Below are 20,199 nucleotides of genomic sequence, written 5' to 3'. Positions count from 1 at the left end.
ACCTACCTCCTTTTATACAAAAAGCCTGTTCAAACGAACAGGCTTTTTTATCATCCAGATAGCATCGATTATCCCCTAAAAGAGTATACTCTGCAACCGCTTCTTAAACGCCTTCTCATCCAGATAATCATAGACGGTATCTTTCAGTTTTTTTATGATCTCTGCCCTGGATTCCGCAACAACTTTTTTCTTTTTGGTCAGCACATTGGAAAATGCGGTATTGGTAATCTCCACCTTTGTGGCAAACATATTTACATTCATACTTGGGATGGATATCCCCATCACTAAGCCCGGAAGTCCGTGTATAAGTTCAGGACCACCGGAGATGGGTATTTGCCCCGCAAAAAACGCAACCACATAGACCGAATCTTGAATAATTCCATTGGCTCTTCTGCAGTCATATCCTGCAATATTTCGGTATTCATCGGTATACTTCCATTTTACAGTAGGCAATGAATCTTTAAGCAAGAGCTGATCATCTCCAAAGGGGAGCAATTTTAAGAATTCCTGATTCTGGAAATTAATATACGTTTTTGAATCCGGGAGAATAGAATTATAGTGAGTCACATTACGATAATTTGCGGGATAATCTTCCTGCACCGTTTCAAACAGGGTTTCATTATCGTAAAATTTCAGAATATGGTGGGTCACCACCTCTGCAGGCCCATTCTTTACCGCATTGTCGACCATCAGCTTATCCCAGGTATCTAGATCGGGTTTGCTGAGGTAATTACGTTTTAAGAAATTCTGCACATGAAATTTCCGTTCATAAGTTACTGTTCCGCTGCTCGGAAAATACGCGTGTTGTGCATGGGCTGCTCCTGAGCTCAGCAATAATACCCAGACCATCAACTTTATATACTTACTCATTTGGCATCTCCTTTCATTGTTGTAAAATTGTAGATTACTTTTAGCATTCCGTAACGACGCAGTACATCGTTGCTGGTCTGGATAAATGAAGTTCCATTTTGATAACGGTACACCCCATTATTTTTGTTTAAAATATCGTTGACAAATACCTGTACTTCCAAAGACTTATCTTTCAATAATTTTTTGGAAACATAACCATTCATATTAATGATATTAATGGATTGCAATGTTTTCGTCGCAGCCTGATAATTCTGGTTTGTCGACAGGGAAATCTTGAAGTCTTTTGGTAAATAATACGTAATCTCCGAGAACGTCCTAAATTTAAAAGTCGTGCGATTTAACTCAGGTTGCAAATAGGAATTCATCTGCTCCACACCAGGGCTCATGGAGATGTAAAAATCCATTTTATTTGCCTTGTACCGACTGAAGCCAAGGCTCGGCGCCACACTCCATGTTTGATTTCTATTGAGCTCAGGATCTTCGTTGTAAGTAGATAAATAGCTAAACTGGCTGTTATACTGCGCGTTCATACCCAAGTTCATTTTTAATCCCCATTTTTTCTTCAATACAAAACTGTATCCTCCACCGCCATACATACGCCAATTGTCTTTATCAATATTCACGTAGGAAATTTGCTGCGTACCTTTATCTAGATCATAGCGTACGCTATTGTTGATACTTTTCTTTCCTTGATCTGCACTGACATAAAAATAAATACTCTGGTCCTTTAACTGCTTGTAGTTGTTGAAATTAATTGAATAGGAGTTGTTAAAGCCCGCTTCCAGATCTGGATTGTCCAAATACTCGACGAGTGGCTGGGCATTTTGTTTCAACGGCTCTATTTGCGTCAACGATGGCTGGCTCGTGCGGCCGCTGTATCGGAAGCTCACATTTTTGCTTTTCGAGATTTTGTAGTTGACGGAAAGGACTGGAGCAACAGAAGTCTGGTTCCGCTGTAGTATTGTATTCAGGTTGTTATAGGTTCTCTTGACCTGCTCAAAATCAACCCTATTGCTCAAATTTACAGTTAATGTGTTGGACTTGTAGTTCAAGGAGGCGTTGACACCATTTTTTAAACTGTTAAAATCAAAATCGTTTAGCAGGTCTTGGTCCAATACCGTATATTTTCCTGTAACCGGATCTCTATCAAATGACTGATTGAGTGTTTCCGATTTATTTTGATTGAATGCATAACCTATTGCAGCAGTCAACCTTTTAGACAAAGGCTCCGAATAGGTTACTGAAGCACCATACGTATTGTTGGCCAACTTATCATTTTTATATTGATCGATCAAGGTTGTATCTCCGGAACTTTGGAAGAAATTTTCCGAAAAATACTGTGTCTTGTTACGATTTTGATCTGTATTCGCATTGACATTGAAAGTAATGGAGCGGCGGTCCTTTTTAAAACGACGTGTAAGCATCGCATTTACATTAAACTTATCCTGATCGTTATTTAAATCTGTCTTGGACGAAGTCCGTGTAATCAATGTGCCATCCAATTTACGCTGGTCTGCTTCGGAATTGGATAAATTGTCGCGGCTAGATTTGGTAAAGCCCATAGTGACAGTCAAGTCTGCGAGCGAATCAAGCTTATAGTCATACCTTAAATTCGCGATATTGGCCTGTGTTTCGGTTTCAGATGCTGTCACATTATTATCGACCTGCGCACGTTCAGGAAGATTGTTCTGCGCATTATAGGTACTTGTATTATTGACATTGATCTGATTCCGTTTGAAGTTGACATTGATCTTATGCTTATCATCTTTGGATTTGTCGGAATAACTTGCTCCCATGTTCACGGCCTTAGGCACGCCACCACCATAGTAATTACCATCCCATCCACCGTCGGAGCCATCACCACTAGAAGAAATCATGATGCCGCCGCCGTCCATCATCTGTACATTGCTGCTTCCGCCCACACCATATTTTTGGCTATCTTCAAATCCTAATCCGACCATTCCATCATTGGCGAGAATGCCATAAGCAGCAATTTTCTGCGATCCCTTAAACTTATTGAGCATGACTTTTCCGCCATAATATTTATCTGTACCAGCTCCGGCAACAGCTTGGCCGAACATTCCTTTTTTCTTATCTTCTTTGAGCTTAATATCAATTGTCTGCGTTCGTTCGCCATCATCTACTCCGGTACGTACAGCAAGATCTGATTTCTTCTCATACACTTGTACCTTGCTAACCATATCTGACCGAATATTCTTGGTAATCAGGGTTGGATCATCACCAAAAAACTCTTCCCCATCAAGCAATACCTTTTTTACTTCCTTGCCCTGAGCAATGATCTTGCCTGATCCATCCATCGTAATACCCGGCAAGACCTTCAATAGGTCCTCTACTTTAGCATCCTTCTCTACTTTAAAACTACCGGCATCGTATTCGATGGTGTCGCCTTTAATAACCACAGGAATTTTGCCATTCACCTGCACCTCCTCCAATAGTAGCGCTGCTTTGGATAGCTTTACAATACCAATATCTAGATCTTCGGCGGCCACATGGATATCTTTTACCAAGTCAGCATACTGCGGATAGGAAACCACCATTTTATAGGTACCTGTGTCGAGATTCGCAATTTGGAATGTTCCATTTTCTTTCGTCCGACCGAATTTAACCAAAATCGAATCTTTGGGGCTGAGCAGCGCGATTGAAGCTTGATGTAGTTTTGCAAGATCTTTGATATCTGCCACCGATCCCACAAGTTTATGTTGTGCATAGGACTTGGAACTCAGGACTGAAAATAAAAGAAACAAAACTAGGGAATAGGTTAATTTCATAAATTTCGTTTATATATTGTCGAGGTAAATATATAAATGTTGCTACGGAAAATTCGTAAAATAATGTTAAATAATTATGTAATTAAAAAATGAAACTTACCTCGGTCAAATAAAACACGATAATTCACTCTATGCCAATAACTTTATCTCGTAAAAAAAGAGGCGTAACTTATTTGTTACGCCTCCAATCTAAATAGAAAAATATATTTTATTTCCTTTAATCTACATTTAGGTTCAATTCTTTTTCCTTATTGATTAAATGGGCAATACTTGTATCATTTAAAATCTGCAACATGGCATTTCTCACCTCGACAAAAGTATCGCGTATGCCACAGGCATGCTCTTGTGTACACTCTTCGCAGGAGCGGTAGAAGTTCAAGCTCACGCATGGCAGCAAGGCTATGGGGCCATCAATCAGGCGCATCACCTGCGATAAAAAAACATCTTCGGGAGCCTTATTGAGGCTATAACCACCTCCAGCACCTTTTTTGCTATACAGAATTCCGGCATTTCGCATTTCAAGTAGAATTTGTTCCAAGAATTTTTTTGGAATATTCTCCTCCTGCGCAATCTTCACGATTTGCATCGGCTCATTACCGTAATTACGACCAAGCACCATCAGTGCCTTTATTGCATATTTTGTCTTTTTGGACAGCATAATTTGTTAACCCCCTGTTGAATTGCAAATTTACGTTTTTTATTCAATAGAATAAAACCTTCATGATTTCACGCATGCAGCAACAGTCTCCTTATTGCCCCAATACCGCCGTGATCGGTTTTCCGATGCTACCATTGGGCTCAGTGATGTGGAGTAGTGAAGAAATTGTCGGTGCAATATCCACAATATGTACCTCCGTATTAGATACACCCGGTTTAATTCCCCAACCCATAAATACCAAAGGAATATGGGAATCATAGCCAGACCAGGTACCATGTGTTGTCCCGGTCGAGCGCGGCGTGCCGTCATACCATTGTGGCTCACAAACGATCTGAATAGCACCACTACGTTTAAAGTTGTAACCGTTGATCATTTTTTCGCGAATAGGCGCCGGGATCATCAGACTTTCCCCTTTTTCCATATCAGCAACATAAGCGACACCTTCTGTATGGCGAAGTTCACGAATGATGGTCTCTTTTATTTTATCACGATCCAAGTTCAAAGAATCAATCAATTGATTATTTAAGTGCACCTGGTAGTTCATCATGCTTTTAACAAGCTTCTCTTGTCCAAATTTCTCTTTAAGGGTTTTGTTAAGTCCTGTGATAATCTGACGGGAATAGAAATAACCACCGTTTCCTTTCATATCCATAAAGAAACGAGAGTTATAAGAAGCGCCATGATCTGCTGTCAGGAAGAACGTGTAGTTACCCTTGCCCACGGTCTTATCGAGGTAGTTGAAGAAATCGGCAAGCTGTTTATCGAGCTGCAGATAGATATCTTCAATCTCCACTGCTGTCAATGAGTAACGGTGTCCAACGTAGTCTGTTGCAGAAAGGCTCACACAAAGGAAGTCGGTATTTTTAGTTGGGTTATTTCCCATCTGCTCATTTTTGATTGCTTCCATAGCCAGATCCAACGTAAACTGATTTCCCATTGGTGTGGTTTTGATCAGCTCATAGCCTTCGTCTTTCATTAGCTTAGAAGTTGCACGCGGCAAAGTCGGTTTTTCTTCACCAGGGTACTTACCTTCGTAGATGTTATCATCTGCAATACTGTTGGCAGCATAGGTGCTGATATCATACATTGGTTTCCAGTCGCCTTTCAGGTATTTTTCAGCCAATTTTTTCTTGTTGAAGTCTACCACCCATTTTGGCAGTTTATCCATATAGAAATTAGAGGTGATCCAATCTCCGGATTTAGCTTCGAACCAATACGCTGCATCGGCAAAATGCCCTGCCGGTAGAATACCACCGCGGTCTTTGATCGCGATACCGATCACTTTGGATTTAAAGTTAGAAGCGAGCTTCAATTGGTCCGTTACGGTCGATGCAAGTAAATTACGTGGAGACTGCTGTCCCTCCTTGGCTGTAGTACCTACACCAACGACATTATCGTCCTGCGTACAGTACATATTTTTACCCGTCTGTTCTTCAATCCAGTCATTGCCCGCAATACCATGTATGGAAGGAACGGATCCTGTATATACCGAACTGTGTCCAATAGCGGTGTATGTCGGAATATAATTAATCAATGTATTTTCACAGGAGAATCCTTCTTTCAAAAGTCGTTTGAAACCATCATTTCCATATCGATCTGCAAAACGATATAAATAATCCCAACGCATTTGATCCACCATCAGGCCGACAACCAATTTTGGTCTTTCCGGTTGTTGCGCCATGGACGAAAGCGCCGCTATTCCAAGGACGACACTTAAAAAAAATCTTTTAATCATAATCGTATTAAATATTGAAATATTAGTTTTTTATTTACTGTATAGTATTCCATCAGGCCTTAACAAAAGGAACAATAAACGGAACTTATTGGCAGCTCAGTTGCCCTGAGACAGATTACTTCACTTCGCTAAAGTAGGATTTAATCTTTTAAATGTGCCTTTAAAAATTGACCTGTATAAGAATCTTTACAATGAATAAGTTCTTCAGGAAGCCCCGCAAAGACTAGCTTTCCACCTTTATTACCGCCCTCAGGACCAATATCGATGACCCAATCTGCCGATTTGATCATATCCATATTATGCTCGATCACCAAGATACTGTTTCCTAGGGCAATCAGTGCATCAAATGATTTCAATAACTTCTTAATATCCTGAAAGTGTAAGCCTGTCGTTGGCTCATCAAAGATAAAAAGTGTCTTCTTACTGTTATTTCCCTTAATGAGGAAGGAGGCCAGTTTAATCCGCTGTGCTTCACCGCCAGACAATGTACTTGACGATTGCCCGAGCTTAACGTAGCCTAGTCCAACGTCCTGTAAAGGCTGCAATTTCGCCAATATTTTAGGCTGGTCTGCAAAGAATACGATCGCTTCATCAACACTCAGCTCGAGGACATCTGCTACCGACTTGTTCTTATAGTATACATCAAGCACAAATTGTTTAAATCGTTTGCCCCCACATGCCTCACATGGCAAAACGATATCGGCCATAAATTGCATTTCAATTTTAACTTCACCTTCACCCTGACAGACATCACAACGTCCACCTTCAACATTAAATGAAAATGCCGCAGGTTTCAGTCCAGCAGCTTTGGCTGGCGCCTGGTTGGCATATAAGGCCCTGATTTCATCCCAGGCTTTCACGTAAGTCACCGGATTGGATCGCGAAGAACGACCGATCGGGTTTTGATCGACCATTTCAACTTGTTCTATCTGGGTAATATCCCCCTCTATCGCATCATAGACCCCCGTCTGCTCACCGGAGTAATTACCTATCGACTTCTGCAATGCAGGGTAAAGGATACGTTTGACCAAGGAGGTCTTGCCTGATCCCGAAACACCCGTTACCACAGTAAACGTATTCAATGGAAATTGTACATCAATCCCTTTGAGGTTATTCTCATGGGCTCCTTTAATGGTCACACTATTGGACCATGGACGGCGCTTTTTGGGTACCTCAATCTGGCTTTTGCCACTGAGGTATTGACCCGTAAGGCTTTTTGTATCTTTCAGAATCTGCTGATATGTACCTGCGAAGACCATTTCGCCGCCATTGATCCCAGCTTCTGGCCCGATATCGATCAGGTAATCAGCCGCCTCCATCATTTCCTGTTCGTGCTCGACCACAACCACTGTATTCCCAACATCACGCAGGGATTTCAGCACAGAGATGAGTCGCTGTGTATCACGTGGATGAAGTCCAATACTTGGCTCGTCCAACACATAAATAGAGCCTACGAGCGAACTTCCTAATGAAGTTGCCAGATTGATCCGCTGTGATTCCCCTCCAGAAAGGGTATTCGATAGCCGGTTCAAGGTCAGGTAACTTAATCCAACATCGCACAAAAATTGCAATCTGTTATTAATTTCAGCAAGAAGTCTTTTGGCAATGACCAGTTCATTACCCACCAGTGGTAAAGTTTTAAAGAACTCCAAGGCTTCTTCAAGCGGCATCAAAACGATATCGGTGATAGACTTGCCCCCTACTTTCACGTAAGTGGCATCTTTACGTAATCGGGTTCCGCGGCAGTCCGGGCAATCTGTCTTCCCGCGATAGCGAGACAACATCACCCGATATTGAATTTTATAGGTCTGAGCTTCGAGCTCTTCAAAGAATTGGGTAAGACCCGCAAAATATTTATTTCCCGTCCACAGCAGCTCTTTCTGCGCCGCAGTCAGGTCCATGTAGGCACGATGTATGGGAAAATCAAATTTCAGTGAACTTTTAACAAGCACTTGTAGCCACTCCCCCATTTTCTCCCCTCGCCAGGGAGCAATTGCACCATCGTAGACCGAACGGCTTTTGTCTGGAATAACAAGATCAGGGTCAATACCAATGATCTTTCCATAACCTTCACATCGGCGACAGGCACCATACGGATTATTAAAACTGAAGAAATTTGGTGTAGGTTCTTCAAATGTTATTCCATCAAGTTCAAATTTATGGGAGAAATGATGTCTTTGACCATTTTCTTCCATATAGAGCTCACCCTTACCCTCGAAAAAACCTGTTTGGACAGAGTCAGAAAGTCGATTGACTGTATCATCGTCCTGTTCAATGCGAACCCGGTCGACGACAATAAGCACTTCACCATCCTGAAGGTCTTTATTGGCGATGGCCTTATCATCGATAATAGTTTCGATTTTCTGCATACTATCCCCAAAGACGACACGCACAAAACCTTTCTGCAACAAGAGAGACAGTTCTTCCTTGAGTTTACGCCCATGAGAAGGAATAAGTGGCGCGAGAAGTGTCACCGTTGTCCCCTCTTCCAAATTCAAGGCAAAATCCACCACTGAACTCACACTGTCTTTGGTCACCTCGCGACCAGATACAGGAGAAATTGTCTTTCCGATTCGGGCATATAACAATTTCAGATAATCATAGATCTCGGTGGATGTTCCTACCGTCGAACGGGGGTTGGAAGTAATGACACGTTGCTCAATGGCAATTGCAGGGGCGATACCTTTGATGTAATCCACCTCCGGTTTATTCATCCGTCCCATAAATTGTCTTGCGTACGAAGAGAGACTTTCGACATAGCGTCGCTGTCCTTCGGCATACAGCGTATCAAAAGCTAAGGAGGATTTTCCTGAGCCCGACATTCCAGTGATAACAACTAATTTATTTTTAGGGATATCAACGTCAATATTCTTTAAGTTATTAACTCTTGCGCCCTTTATCTGAATATATTCTTTTGGAGTGTGCTCCACCTGTTTACTCATAATAATCCTTATCTCACACAAAGTTACGTATTCTTGGCTGATTATATTCCTGCGAATTAAAAAGCTATTCGGTTTTCTATCACCTGAATTTCAAAAAAAGAGGAACTGTTCCAAAGTCGGCAAAATTTTGATGAAAGGCTTCATACAGGGCAAACAGGCAAATCTACGACCAGCTATAAATTGAAATACATCAAACAATTTAGTTTCCCAAACAATTATCGTTTAACATTTTTTGTTTTTCGATTAATCCTTCCAAAAACTTTACAGTCCTATAGGTGTTATATCTGTTATAAGCGTGTAGCATTTTTTACAGATAGCGCGTTTAAAAAAGAAATAAAAATAAGAAAATGGGGTATTCGAGTTTACAACACATACAAAACCGGAATATTTCATGGCCATTAAAATTAAATAATTGCATATATGAAAAAAAATGTATTTCAAGTAATGATGCTATTGATGATCGCATTAGTATCCTCAACAACTATTAGTAAAGCGCAAATGGTTATCGACAAAATTGACTTAGGCATTTTTCCTAGCCCAGAAAAAGGGTATAAAAAAATGGTGATTGAAGTTCCCTATTCAGAAAGTGACAAAAACAAAAAAATAGAGTTTTCGGTGGGAAAATGGATGGAAGTAGACGGATGTAATACCTTTAATTTATCGGGCACTTTAGAGAAGAAGGATCTTCAAGGCTGGGGGTATGACTATTATGTATTCAAAACAAATGGCAACGTCGCCAGCACTATGATGGCTTGCCCAAACAAAGAAAAAAGAAACCTTTTTGTTTCAGCTCAACCGGAGACTGTACGTTACAATGGCAGAATGCCGATTGTGATTTATGTACCTGAAGCTTATGATGTGCAATTCAAAATCTATACAACTGACGGTGACACCTACCGTGCAGCAGAGGTAAGAACAAAAAAATAAACTGCTAAAGTAATTTGGCGCATCAAATAGCTAGGCAATAAAAAAGCCCTCGAACAATGTTCGAGGGCTTTTTTATATCGCGTTTCGCTATTGACTATTGAAATTTCTTCGCGTTAACTTTACGCTCGTTTTCCGTCAAATAGATTTTACGTAGACGCATTGATTGTGGTGTCACCTCAATATACTCATCAGCTTGAATATACTCCATACATTCTTCCAATGAGAATTTGATTGCCGGTGCAATACGTGTGTTATCATCAGAACCAGATGCACGCATATTTGTCAACTGTTTTCCTTTAGTAACATTGATCGTTAAATCATTATCACGGATGTGTTCACCTAAAATTTGTCCTTCGTATACATCCACACCTGGATCTACGAAGAAACGACCACGGTCTTGTAATTTATCAATGGAGTACGCAGTTGTTGAACCTGTATCCAAAGAGATCAATACACCTGCCAAACGACCAGGAATTGTACCTTTCCAAGGCTCGTAACCTTTCAAACGATGCGCCATAACAGCTTCACCAGCTGTTGCTGTCAACACGTTGTTACGTAAACCGATGATACCACGAGAAGGAATAGAGAACTCAAGATGTTGCATATCTCCTCTAGCTTCCATAATCAACAACTCACCTTTACGTTGTGTAACCAACTCAATAACTTTTCCTGAGACATCAGAAGGTACGTCAACAACAAGTTCTTCGATAGGTTCACATTTTTGACCATCGATTTCTTTGATGATAACTTGTGGCTGGCCTACTTGCAATTCATAACCCTCACGACGCATTGTTTCGATCAATACGGACAAGTGAAGGATACCACGTCCGTATACCAACCAAGCATCTGGAGATTCAGTAGGAACTACACGTAGTGCTAAGTTTTTCTCCAACTCTTTTTGCAAACGATCGTAAATGTTACGTGATGTAACCAATTTACCTTCTTTACCGAAGAAAGGAGAGTTATTGATCGTGAACAACATGTTCATTGTTGGTTCATCGATGCTGATAACTTCCAATTGCTCTGGATTTTCGAAATCTGCGATTGTATCACCGATATCGAAACCTTCGATACCTACTACAGCACAGATATCACCTGCATGTACTTCAGATACTTTGATACGGCCGAGGCCTTCAAATACCTGTAGCTCTTTAACTCTTGATTTCACAACTTTTCCGTCGCGTTTTACCAAAGAAACCGGTTGGTTTTCTTTGATTGTACCGCGGGCAACACGACCGATAGCGATACGTCCTACGAAAGTTGAGTAATCCAACGATGTTACCTGCATTTGCAAAGTACCTTCAGATACTTCTGGTGCAGGGATATATTTGATGATAGCTTCCAATAAGTCAGTGAAGTCTTCGGTACGATTTTTCCAATCGGTAGACATCCAACCTTGTTTTGAAGAACCGTACAATACTGGGAAATCCAATTGCTCTTCAGTAGCGCCCAAGTTGAAGAATAAGTCAAAAACATGTTCGTAAACTTCCTCAGGACGACAGTTTTCTTTATCGACTTTATTGACAACAACAATAGGTTTGATACCTAAACCTAAAGCTTTACCTGTAACGAAACGTGTTTGAGGCATTGGGCCTTCAAAAGCATCTACCAATAGTACTACACCATCGGCCATCTTCAATACACGTTCAACCTCACCACCGAAATCGGCGTGACCTGGTGTATCGATGATGTTGATTTTAACACCTTTATATGTTACTGATACGTTCTTAGATACAATAGTGATCCCGCGTTCACGCTCTAAATCATTATTGTCTAGGATTAATTCACCAGCATTTTCATTTTCTCTGAATTGATTGGTAAAATATAAAATTTTGTCTACAAGCGTAGTTTTACCGTGGTCGACGTGAGCGATGATCGCAATGTTTCTAATGTTTTGCATTGAGCAAGAATATTTTTATAAAATTTTAGGGTGCAAAGATAAACATTTTGCACCATAAAATTTATAACTATGTGTATTTTATTTAATTACACCTAATTCTTTACCTACTTTGGTAAAGGCGGCGATTGCTTTATCCAGGTGAGCAACTTCATGTCCTGCCGAAATCTGCACACGGATACGAGCTTTTCCCTGAGGTACAACAGGATAGTAAAAACCGATCACATAAATTCCCTCGTCCAACATCTTGGCTGCGAACTCCTGCGCTAATTTCGCGTCATACAGCATCACAGGCACGATTGGATGGAAACCGGGTTTGATATCAAATCCAGCAGCTGTCATTTTTTCACGGAAGTAAATCGTATTGGATTCCAGTTTATCGCGCAATGCAGTTGTCTCACTCAGCATGTCCAAGACTGCAACAGAAGCCCCTGCAATTGCGGGTGCTAGGGTATTCGAAAATAAATAAGGACGTGAACGCTGACGTAACAAATCGATGATTTCTTTTTTACCGGAAGTAAAACCACCAGAAGCACCGCCTAGCGCCTTACCCAACGTACCTGTAATGATATCTACACGATCAATTACATTGAAAAGCTCGTGTGTACCACGTCCAGTTGCACCGATAAACCCTGTACAATGCGATTCATCGATCATCACTAGCGCCTGGTATTTATCGGCTAGATCACAGATCTGGTCCAATGGAGCTACAGATCCATCCATCGAAAACGCTCCATCTGTAACAATGATTTTATGTCGAGCACCGGATGCGGCCTGCAATTGCGCTTCCAGATCAGCCATATCCGCATTTTTATAACGGAAGCGTTGTGCTTTACACAAACGAACACCGTCTATGATAGAAGCATGATTTAATTCGTCGGAAATGATGGCATCCTCAGCGCCAAATAATGGTTCAAACACCCCACCATTCGCGTCGAATGCTGCCGCATATAAAATAGTATCTTCTGTTCCGAGGAACGTAGAAATTTTTGCTTCTAATTCTTTATGCACATCTTGGGTACCACAGATGAAACGTACGGAAGACATTCCATAACCGTGTGTATCAATCGCTTTCTTAGCAGCTTCGATTACTTTTGGGTGCGAAGACAGGCCCAAATAATTGTTCGCACAAAAATTGACAACTTCTTGTCCTGTACTCACTTTGATGTCTGCTCCTTGGGGAGTAACGATCACTCGCTCTTGTTTATACAATCCCGCTTCTTTGATTGCTTCCAATTCCTTTTCTAAAACTGGTTGTAATGTATTGTACATAATTCGATTTTATTTTTTTATACAATATTACAGTTTTTTCATTGGAATAAGTTGCTTTACCTTTCGAGAAAAGGGCTATTCACGGAGAATTCACCCCAAATCAATGATTTGGTAACATTAAACCGATTGCATAAAATTCCTTTTTTCAATCGATCTACTCTTCCTCTTGCTTTGATAGCGACCAACTGGGCGACGAGCCCTAGACATCTTCGTCCTGCAAGCAGGGTGCATGCGCGGTGTCTCAATGGTAAATCCACATAGAAAAGGTGGACTCAACGTGGACTCAAGGTGGACTCATTGTGCTTGCAGTCCGAAGTTGGTATAACCTTATCTCAACTTTGGTCTCTCGCATTTTAGACGAAAAGCGCCGGAATTTTAATAACAGATAGGAACGAAAGCTAGCGGATTTAAGCTATAGCATAACAAAAGGTCTTATCCATAAAAATTTCGTGAAAATAGCGTGTTAGGCGCTGCAATGTGAATTACTCGTAACGAAGCGCATCGACTGGATCCAGTTTAGATGCTTTTGAGGCCGGGTAATAGCCCGATAGCATACCGACGAGTCCACATACCGCGAAACCCAAAATAATCGCTCCCCATGGAATAATAAAAGATGTGCCGAGCTGCAGCGCTAGAATATTACCAATCAAAATGCCTATAAAGATCCCGGCGACACCCCCAATCATACAGATCACAATTGCTTCCATCAGAAATTGCTTGCGTATAACACTCGGTGTTGCACCAATTGCTTTGCGTATACCGATCTCTCGGGTACGTTCGGTAACTGAAACCAGCATAATATTCATCAATCCGATTGAGGCTCCCACAAGGGTAATAAAAGCGATCACGACTGCTCCCAAAGTAACCATAGCCATATTTTGCATCAGCATCTGGGCAACCGCATCTGATTTGGTGATTTCAAAATCATTTGACTGCCGTGAAGACAGTCCGCGAATATTTCGAAATACGATTGTAGCTTCGCCGATTGCGGCTTCCAATCGCATGGGGTCATTGGAAGAAACAGTGATCACATAGGAAGGCTCGGTACCCTGCATCACGGCCCGGGCCTTGATCAGGGGAATAAAGCAGGCTCTATCCCCACCCATCCCGGCAGAAGAACCTTTACTTTTTAAGACTCCTATCACCAAATAGCGGATATTGTTAACAGTAATAAACTGTCCTATTGGATCAATAATTTCGTTGAATAGCATTTTACTCACTTCACTACCGATGATGATCACGCCACTACCTGTTTCAACCTCCCGCGTAGAAAAATTACGGCCTTCGCTGACAACATACCCTGATGTCTGCAGATAATTTTCGTCCGTTCCGATCAGGCCGATATTGGGGTTTGTTTTTTTGGATTGATATTTTGCGGTCGTATTCCAACTCACATTGGCACTGATTGATGTCAACGCATTAAAGTGAAAATCCTGTCTGAATCTTGCAGACTGTGCGTAGGTAATATTAGCAAAGACTTTTGAGCGAGTCCCTTCATTACCGATCCGAACATTCAATCCCCTGTTGCGTATGTTGAAGGAATTTGATCCCATCGACGAAAAGGAATCTGTCAGCGAGTTTTTCATGGCATCAATCGAGGTCAATACCCCTATTAACGCCATCATCCCTATGGCAATGATCAGTGCTGTTAAAAATGTCCGCAGCTTATTCCCTACAATGGACTGTAGTGCAAGCTTGACATTTTCAACATAAGACATCTTTACGGCCATAGAGCTGGTATTTATAATTTGTAGGGATGAAAATACTGTAATTCCAGCACAAAACCAAAAAGGCAATTTACTTCCTAGAAATAAATTGCCTTTTTGGTGGAATCTGACCTATCCATGCAAGCGGATTATTTTGATTTTGCAGCCATTTTCTATCTTAATTAATTCTTTTCCATGTCTCGGTTCGTCCAAGCAAGCTCACACCCACATAACCTCTGATATCAAGCTTATCGCCTTTTAAGGTCATCTTGCAGCTATACGTTTTGCCCGACTTCGGATCATAGATCTTTCCGTCAACATACGTATTGCCATCTTTATCAAAATTGGTCAAGATTTCTAGCCCTTGTACATTTCTACTCTGCAGTGCTTTATCTGGATTTTTTATATCTTTCTTCGGCTGACCGGCTTCATTATTTGGAAATTTCAGCCAATAGAGCTTACCAAAAAACTTATCGCCTTTCTTGTAAATTTCAACGCGGCCTTCGCCGCTTGGGTTTTCCCACTTTCCGATGATGGGATCTGTTTGCGCAAATAATGCTACTTTAGTCAGCAGCATTATGAATGACATCATAATTTTCTTCATGGGTCTATTATTTTATGAACTTAAATCTTTCAATTTCCGCCCTATTGTCAATATGATCGCTTATTTAAACCACCCAAGTACTCCTGCCAATCCTTTTCCACCATCAGCAATCGCCCTAACGAGTATAATGACTGACCACCAAATAACAATAGCATCATAGCTTCTGAATAAATATACAAAATATTTACTATGCTTGCATATATTTTATTTCAAAATACTGGTCCTTCCCGATCAGACAGCCCCTAATATTTCACATTGAAGGCTACTCCAAGCCCATTTTTCCAAAAGACTTAAATTCAAAATCTAAACAAAGTTTGGCATCGGGTTTGCACGATAGTTATTATATTATTACTTTATTTACTCTTTATAAATTAGCACATATTATGAAATTTATTATTAGTCTTTTACTTACTGGTGTAGTCGTCGCAATAGCGTGCTGGATTGTCCCCGGCGCTCATGTTGCTGGATTCGGTTGGGCTATCGTTACAGGACTCGTTATTGGATTTGTCAATGCGACTGTGGGATCGATTTTAAGGTTATTTACGTTCCCGTTGAATTGGCTTACCCTTGGCCTGGTTTCCTTTATTATTACCGTATTGATGGTCTTGTTATCAGACTCGCTACTCGGCTCCAAATTTGATGTCGATGGATTCTGGACTGCCGCACTGTTTGCCATTGTCGTTGCCATATTGGAAATGATTATTGGCAGTACTTCGAAAGATTAAAAATACATTCATAAAATAGCGGGCGTCCGCATCAATACATGTGGACGCCTTTTCATTACTCAACGATTATCCCCCTTCCTTGCTGAAATCAGCTTCCCTTACTGACAGCATCTGTCGTTTGAAAAACAGATAGTTTACTGTTCCAATTCCTTTAAATAATCGTCTAAAATAATTGCCCTTATGGGTGAGTTTATCCTCATTTTCCTCGCTTTTTATAGCAGAATTCGCTAAATTTAATTCTTTAAAAGAACCGCTGATATATGTGCGAACACAACCACGAGCATAGCCATGACACACAGGAGCACGGCCTTCCAACACAGGAGCGTCCTTGGTGGATTACCCAACGTAAACTCCTCATGGCTCTTGTCATTCTACTTACGTTGCTCCTATTGAAATATGCTTTTAAGATCAGCCTTCCCTTTGGCATCAACTTGACCTTAAATAGCATCGCCTATCTTCTCGCGGGAATCCCCGTTATTCAAATGGCATTCCGTAAGGCAAGCCGTGGCGATATTTTTAATGAGTTCTTTTTGATGACCGTTGCAACATTGGGAGCTTTCGCCATTGGAGAGTTTGAAGAGGGCGTCGCGGTCATGGTGTTCTATCAAATCGGAGAATGGTTTCAGGATACTGCCGTCGACAATGCCAAGAAATCAATCAAATCCTTATTAGATATCCGCCCTGACGCAGTAACGGTCATACGAAATGGGCAGCAACAGCAGATAAATCCAAAAACTGTCAAAATTGGCGAAATTATCCTTGTAAAAGCTGGAGAAAAAGTGGCTCTAGATGGTACATTGAAAACGGAAAGAGCCGCATTTAACACTGCTGCTTTGACTGGAGAGAGTAAACCCGATACAAAATATTCTGGTGATGCTGTCTTTGCAGGAATGATCAACTTGGAAACAGTTGTTCAAATCGAGGTATCCAGCGTATTTGAAGATAGCAAGTTGAGCAAAATTCTAGAAATGGTTCAGGACGCCACTGCACGAAAATCCAAAACTCAGCTGTTTATCGCTCGATTTGCAAAAATATATGTTCCTATTATTTTCGGCCTTGCACTTTTAGTTCTTATTTTACCCCTATTTTTTGTTCATGACTATAGTTTTAAGGACTGGTTCTACCGGAGTTTAGTCTTTCTGGTGATCAGCTGTCCCTGCGCCCTGGTCGTTTCCATTCCCCTGGGTTATTTTGGTGGTATAGGCTTAGCCTCCCGAAATGGCATATTATTTAAGGGCGGGAACTTTCTCGATGCCATCACTTCAGTCGATACCGTTGTCATGGATAAAACGGGCACGCTTACAGCCGGTGTCTTTGAGGTAACGGAAGTTTTTGCCGTCAATGGAGATCCAGCGGAATTACTGAACTATGCGAAAGCCATTGAGGCACATTCAACGCACCCCATTGCTAAGGCGATCACCAGTTATCATCCCGGCATTGCCGCATTGCAAGCTGAGAAAATCCAGGAAATGGCAGGCCATGGACTTTTCGCCACTGTTAACGGAAAGCCCACACTCGCGGGCAACAGCAAATTACTGGACAAATTCGATATTAGCTATCCGGCAGATCTAAGGCAAATGGCATACTCCATTGTATTACTCGCCATCGAAGGTCAATATGCGGGTTATATTACTGTTGCGGATCGAATTAAACCAGATGCCAGGGCAGTGATCCAAGCCATGCATGCTCAAGGTTTGTATACAGTCATGTTATCTGGTGATAAAACAGCGGTAGTAGATGAAGTCGCCAAAGAACTTGGACTTGACAAAGCCTATGGCGATCTTCTTCCTGAGGATAAAGTAAGCCATGTACAGCAGCTGATTAATCAAGGACGCCGCGTTGCCTTTGCCGGCGATGGCGTAAACGACGCCCCTGTAGTTGCCTTAGCACATGTTGGCATTGCTATGGGTGGACTGGGAGCTGATGCAACTATTGAAACTGCTGATGTTGTGATCCAAAACGATGAGCCACACAAGATTTTGTCGGCCATAAAAATTGGAAAAATAACCCGAAGTATTGTCTGGCAGAATGTCATCCTGGCGATGGGAATAAAAATCATTGTTTTGATCCTCGGCGCCGGAGGTATTGCAACACTTTGGGAAGCAGTCATTGCTGATGTGGGCGTAGCTCTTCTGGCGATTTTAAATGCCATTCGGATCCAGCATAAAAAAGTTTAAAAACTGAGCGATCATGTAATGCCAAAAAAAGCACTGCCCCCAAAAAGTTAAATACTTTCTGAGGGCAGTACTGTTGTATAAAGGATCTCTTTTAGATCCTAGTTAGAAATTTAATCCCGCCAAGCTTTATATGCATTGATCAATCCATTGGTAGAAGAGTCATGACTCGTAACCGTATTGGCGTCACTTAATTCCGGAAGGATTTGATTGGCCAATTGTTTACCTAGCTCCACACCCCATTGATCAAAACTATAAATATTCCAGATCACACCCTGCACAAAAATCTTATGCTCATAAAATGCGATAAGTCGTCCTAAAGTACGTGGTGTCATTATTTTGAACAGGATGGAATTCGTCGGGCGATTGCCTTCAAAGACTTTATAGGCTTTAAGCGCTTCTATTTCTTGCTCCGATTTACCTGCTTTCTTCAATTCGGCAACTACTTCTTCCTCCGTTTTGCCATTCATCAAAGCTTCAGTCTGTGCAAAAAAGTTAGACAATAGCAATTGGTGGTGGTTTCCGATCGGATTAAGACTATTGGCAGGCGCAATGAAATCACAAGGAATCAATTTGGTTCCCTGGTGAATCAACTGATAGAAGGCATGCTGTCCGTTCGTACCAGGTTCACCCCATATAATCGGTCCAGTCTGATAATCCACCTGTTGACCATTACGGTCAATATATTTGCCATTACTCTCCATATCCCCTTGTTGGAAATATGCAGCAAAACGGTGCAGATATTGATCGTAAGGGAGAATTGCATGGCTTTCGGCCTGGAAAAAATTATTGTACCATACACCAAGCAAAGCCAATATTACCGGAATATTGGATTCGAAAGAAGTTTCCCTAAAATGAACATCCGCATCGTAGGCACCTTTTAAAAGTTCCTCGAAATTATCAAAGCCTATTGCCAAGCTAATGGAAAGACCTATAGCAGACCACAGGGAATAACGTCCGCCTACCCAGTCCCAAAACTCAAACATATTTTGAGTATCTATTCCAAAGGCACGTACTGCTTCTGTATTGGTGCTCAATGCTGCAAAATGCTTAGCGACATCCTCCTGAAGGGCTCCGCTCGCCAAAAACCAGTCTTTAGCTGTATGCGCATTGGCCATCGTTTCCTGCGTTGTGAAAGTTTTTGAGGCAATCAGAAACAAGGTTGTTTCAGGATCCACAGCTTTCAATGTTTCAGCAATGTGTGTACCGTCTACGTTGGAGACAAAATGTACATTTAAGCGCGTTTTATACGCTTTTAATGCTTCTGTTACCATCACAGGACCTAGATCTGAACCACCGATACCGATATTCACCACATCTGTAATTTCTTTACCCGTATATCCTTTCCACTCACCAGCTATAATCTTTTCCGTGAAGGCTTTCATTTGTGCCAGCACGCGTTTAACGTCGGGCATAACATCCTTTCCGTCCACATAAACGGGCTGATCGGATTGATTTCGCAAAGCGGTGTGTAACACCGGTCTGTTTTCGGTCACGTTGATGCGCTCACCCGAGAACATCGCGGCTATCGCTTCTTCAAGACCACATTCATTCGCGAGCTGTATCAAGAGCGCTTTTGTCTCTTCGGTAATCCGATTTTTGGAGTAATCCAAAAGTATATCTTCGAAAGCGATCGAGAACTTCTCAAAACGTTCGGGATCTGCGGCAAAAAGTGCGCGTAGATCATTTTTTCCGCTATTGTTAGATAGACCTGATAAAGAACCAAAATGCTGCGCTAGATTCTTATAGGCCTCAGTTTTTGTAAAATTAATTTTTGGGAACATACTGTTTTTACTGAAATTATTTGTTTTAAACATCAATTAGAGCCTTCAGTATTTCATTGTTACACATTGTGTAGATCCTTAAATGAAGGTTTATTCCGTTGACAATACCAAAACTA

General features: G+C 41.4%; 13 protein-coding genes. 3 read left to right on the top strand and 10 right to left on the bottom strand.

The genetic code is table 11. From position 1 onward, the window contains the following. Positions 1–75: 75 nt before the first annotated feature. From K2F45_RS00550 to uvrA, 5 genes are all read right to left on the bottom strand, one after another. The gene (locus tag K2F45_RS00550; RefSeq protein ID WP_236590154.1) at positions 76–870 is read right to left on the bottom strand and encodes a GLPGLI family protein; all 795 of its coding nucleotides are present in this window, start codon (positions 868–870) and stop codon (positions 76–78) included. Then, on the bottom strand, positions 867–3,659 hold the full coding sequence (locus tag K2F45_RS00545) for an outer membrane beta-barrel protein (protein ID WP_248932777.1): 2,793 nt from the start codon (positions 3,657–3,659) through the stop codon (positions 867–869). Before K2F45_RS00545 ends, K2F45_RS00550 begins: the two co-directional genes overlap by 4 nt. A 217-nt stretch (positions 3,660–3,876) precedes the next feature. After that, positions 3,877–4,317, bottom strand: coding sequence for an RrF2 family transcriptional regulator (locus tag K2F45_RS00540; protein WP_046673766.1), 441 nt, complete (start codon positions 4,315–4,317; stop codon positions 3,877–3,879). A 91-nt stretch (positions 4,318–4,408) separates the two neighbouring features. After that, positions 4,409–6,052, bottom strand: coding sequence for an alkaline phosphatase PafA (gene pafA, locus K2F45_RS00535; protein ID WP_248932776.1), 1,644 nt, complete (start codon positions 6,050–6,052; stop codon positions 4,409–4,411). A 140-nt stretch (positions 6,053–6,192) separates the two neighbouring features. Further along, on the bottom strand, positions 6,193–8,994 hold the full coding sequence (uvrA, locus tag K2F45_RS00530) for an excinuclease ABC subunit UvrA (protein WP_248932775.1): 2,802 nt from the start codon (positions 8,992–8,994) through the stop codon (positions 6,193–6,195). Positions 8,995–9,414: 420 nt separating this feature from the next. Between uvrA and K2F45_RS00525 the strand changes: the two genes are divergently transcribed. Next, positions 9,415–9,921 (top strand): ecotin family protein, encoded by a 507-nt coding sequence (locus K2F45_RS00525; protein ID WP_075990516.1) that lies wholly within the window; start codon positions 9,415–9,417, stop codon positions 9,919–9,921. 94 nt (positions 9,922–10,015) lie between these two features. On the opposite strand, the gene typA is transcribed toward K2F45_RS00525, so the two are convergent. The 4 genes from typA to K2F45_RS00505 form a co-directional block, all read right to left on the bottom strand. Beyond that, positions 10,016–11,821 carry a translational GTPase TypA gene (gene typA / locus K2F45_RS00520; RefSeq protein WP_075990515.1) on the bottom strand — a complete coding sequence of 602 codons (1,806 nt, stop codon included), beginning with the start codon at positions 11,819–11,821 and terminating at the stop codon, positions 10,016–10,018. Between the two features lie 78 nt (positions 11,822–11,899). After that, the gene (gene kbl, locus K2F45_RS00515) at positions 11,900–13,090 is read right to left on the bottom strand and encodes a glycine C-acetyltransferase (RefSeq protein ID WP_075990514.1); all 1,191 of its coding nucleotides are present in this window, start codon (positions 13,088–13,090) and stop codon (positions 11,900–11,902) included. Positions 13,091–13,572: 482 nt separating this feature from the next. After that, positions 13,573–14,820 (bottom strand): ABC transporter permease, encoded by a 1,248-nt coding sequence (locus tag K2F45_RS00510; protein ID WP_201666888.1) that lies wholly within the window; start codon positions 14,818–14,820, stop codon positions 13,573–13,575. A 154-nt stretch (positions 14,821–14,974) separates the two neighbouring features. Next, positions 14,975–15,400 (bottom strand): DUF2147 domain-containing protein, encoded by a 426-nt coding sequence (locus K2F45_RS00505; RefSeq protein WP_248932774.1) that lies wholly within the window; start codon positions 15,398–15,400, stop codon positions 14,975–14,977. A 383-nt stretch (positions 15,401–15,783) separates the two neighbouring features. On the opposite strand from K2F45_RS00505, the gene K2F45_RS00500 reads away from it, so the two are divergent. Next, on the top strand, positions 15,784–16,125 hold the full coding sequence (locus K2F45_RS00500; protein WP_075990513.1) for a phage holin family protein: 342 nt from the start codon (positions 15,784–15,786) through the stop codon (positions 16,123–16,125). 260 nt (positions 16,126–16,385) lie between these two features. Further along, positions 16,386–18,302, top strand: coding sequence for a heavy metal translocating P-type ATPase (locus K2F45_RS00495; RefSeq protein WP_075990512.1), 1,917 nt, complete (start codon positions 16,386–16,388; stop codon positions 18,300–18,302). Positions 18,303–18,412: 110 nt separating this feature from the next. Here the strand turns inward: K2F45_RS00495 and pgi are convergent, their stop codons facing one another. Continuing rightward, on the bottom strand, positions 18,413–20,083 hold the full coding sequence (gene pgi / locus K2F45_RS00490; protein ID WP_075990511.1) for a glucose-6-phosphate isomerase: 1,671 nt from the start codon (positions 20,081–20,083) through the stop codon (positions 18,413–18,415). Positions 20,084–20,199 lie beyond the last annotated feature (116 nt).

The organism is Sphingobacterium siyangense (assembly GCF_023277505.1).
Lineage (GTDB): Bacteria > Bacteroidota > Bacteroidia > Sphingobacteriales > Sphingobacteriaceae > Sphingobacterium > Sphingobacterium siyangense.
The sequence above is the reverse complement of the archived record's forward strand: the minus strand, read 5'-3'. Positions and strand labels throughout refer to the sequence as shown.

Excerpts from the sequence above, each read along its gene's own strand:
- pgi (WP_075990511.1), bottom strand. The coding sequence starts at position 20,083 with ATGTTCCCAAAAATTAATTTTACAAAAACTGAGGCCTATAAGAATCTA.
- K2F45_RS00495 (WP_075990512.1), top strand. The coding sequence starts at position 16,386 with ATGTGCGAACACAACCACGAGCATAGCCATGACACACAGGAGCACGGC.
- K2F45_RS00550 (WP_236590154.1), bottom strand. The coding sequence starts at position 870 with ATGAGTAAGTATATAAAGTTGATGGTCTGGGTATTATTGCTGAGCTCA.
- K2F45_RS00500 (WP_075990513.1), top strand. The coding sequence starts at position 15,784 with ATGAAATTTATTATTAGTCTTTTACTTACTGGTGTAGTCGTCGCAATA.
- typA (WP_075990515.1), bottom strand. The coding sequence starts at position 11,821 with ATGCAAAACATTAGAAACATTGCGATCATCGCTCACGTCGACCACGGT.
- pafA (WP_248932776.1), bottom strand. The coding sequence starts at position 6,052 with ATGATTAAAAGATTTTTTTTAAGTGTCGTCCTTGGAATAGCGGCGCTT.
- K2F45_RS00540 (WP_046673766.1), bottom strand. The coding sequence starts at position 4,317 with ATGCTGTCCAAAAAGACAAAATATGCAATAAAGGCACTGATGGTGCTT.
- uvrA (WP_248932775.1), bottom strand. The coding sequence starts at position 8,994 with ATGAGTAAACAGGTGGAGCACACTCCAAAAGAATATATTCAGATAAAG.
- K2F45_RS00525 (WP_075990516.1), top strand. The coding sequence starts at position 9,415 with ATGAAAAAAAATGTATTTCAAGTAATGATGCTATTGATGATCGCATTA.
- K2F45_RS00510 (WP_201666888.1), bottom strand. The coding sequence starts at position 14,820 with ATGGCCGTAAAGATGTCTTATGTTGAAAATGTCAAGCTTGCACTACAG.
- K2F45_RS00505 (WP_248932774.1), bottom strand. The coding sequence starts at position 15,400 with ATGAAGAAAATTATGATGTCATTCATAATGCTGCTGACTAAAGTAGCA.
- kbl (WP_075990514.1), bottom strand. The coding sequence starts at position 13,090 with ATGTACAATACATTACAACCAGTTTTAGAAAAGGAATTGGAAGCAATC.
- K2F45_RS00545 (WP_248932777.1), bottom strand. The coding sequence starts at position 3,659 with ATGAAATTAACCTATTCCCTAGTTTTGTTTCTTTTATTTTCAGTCCTG.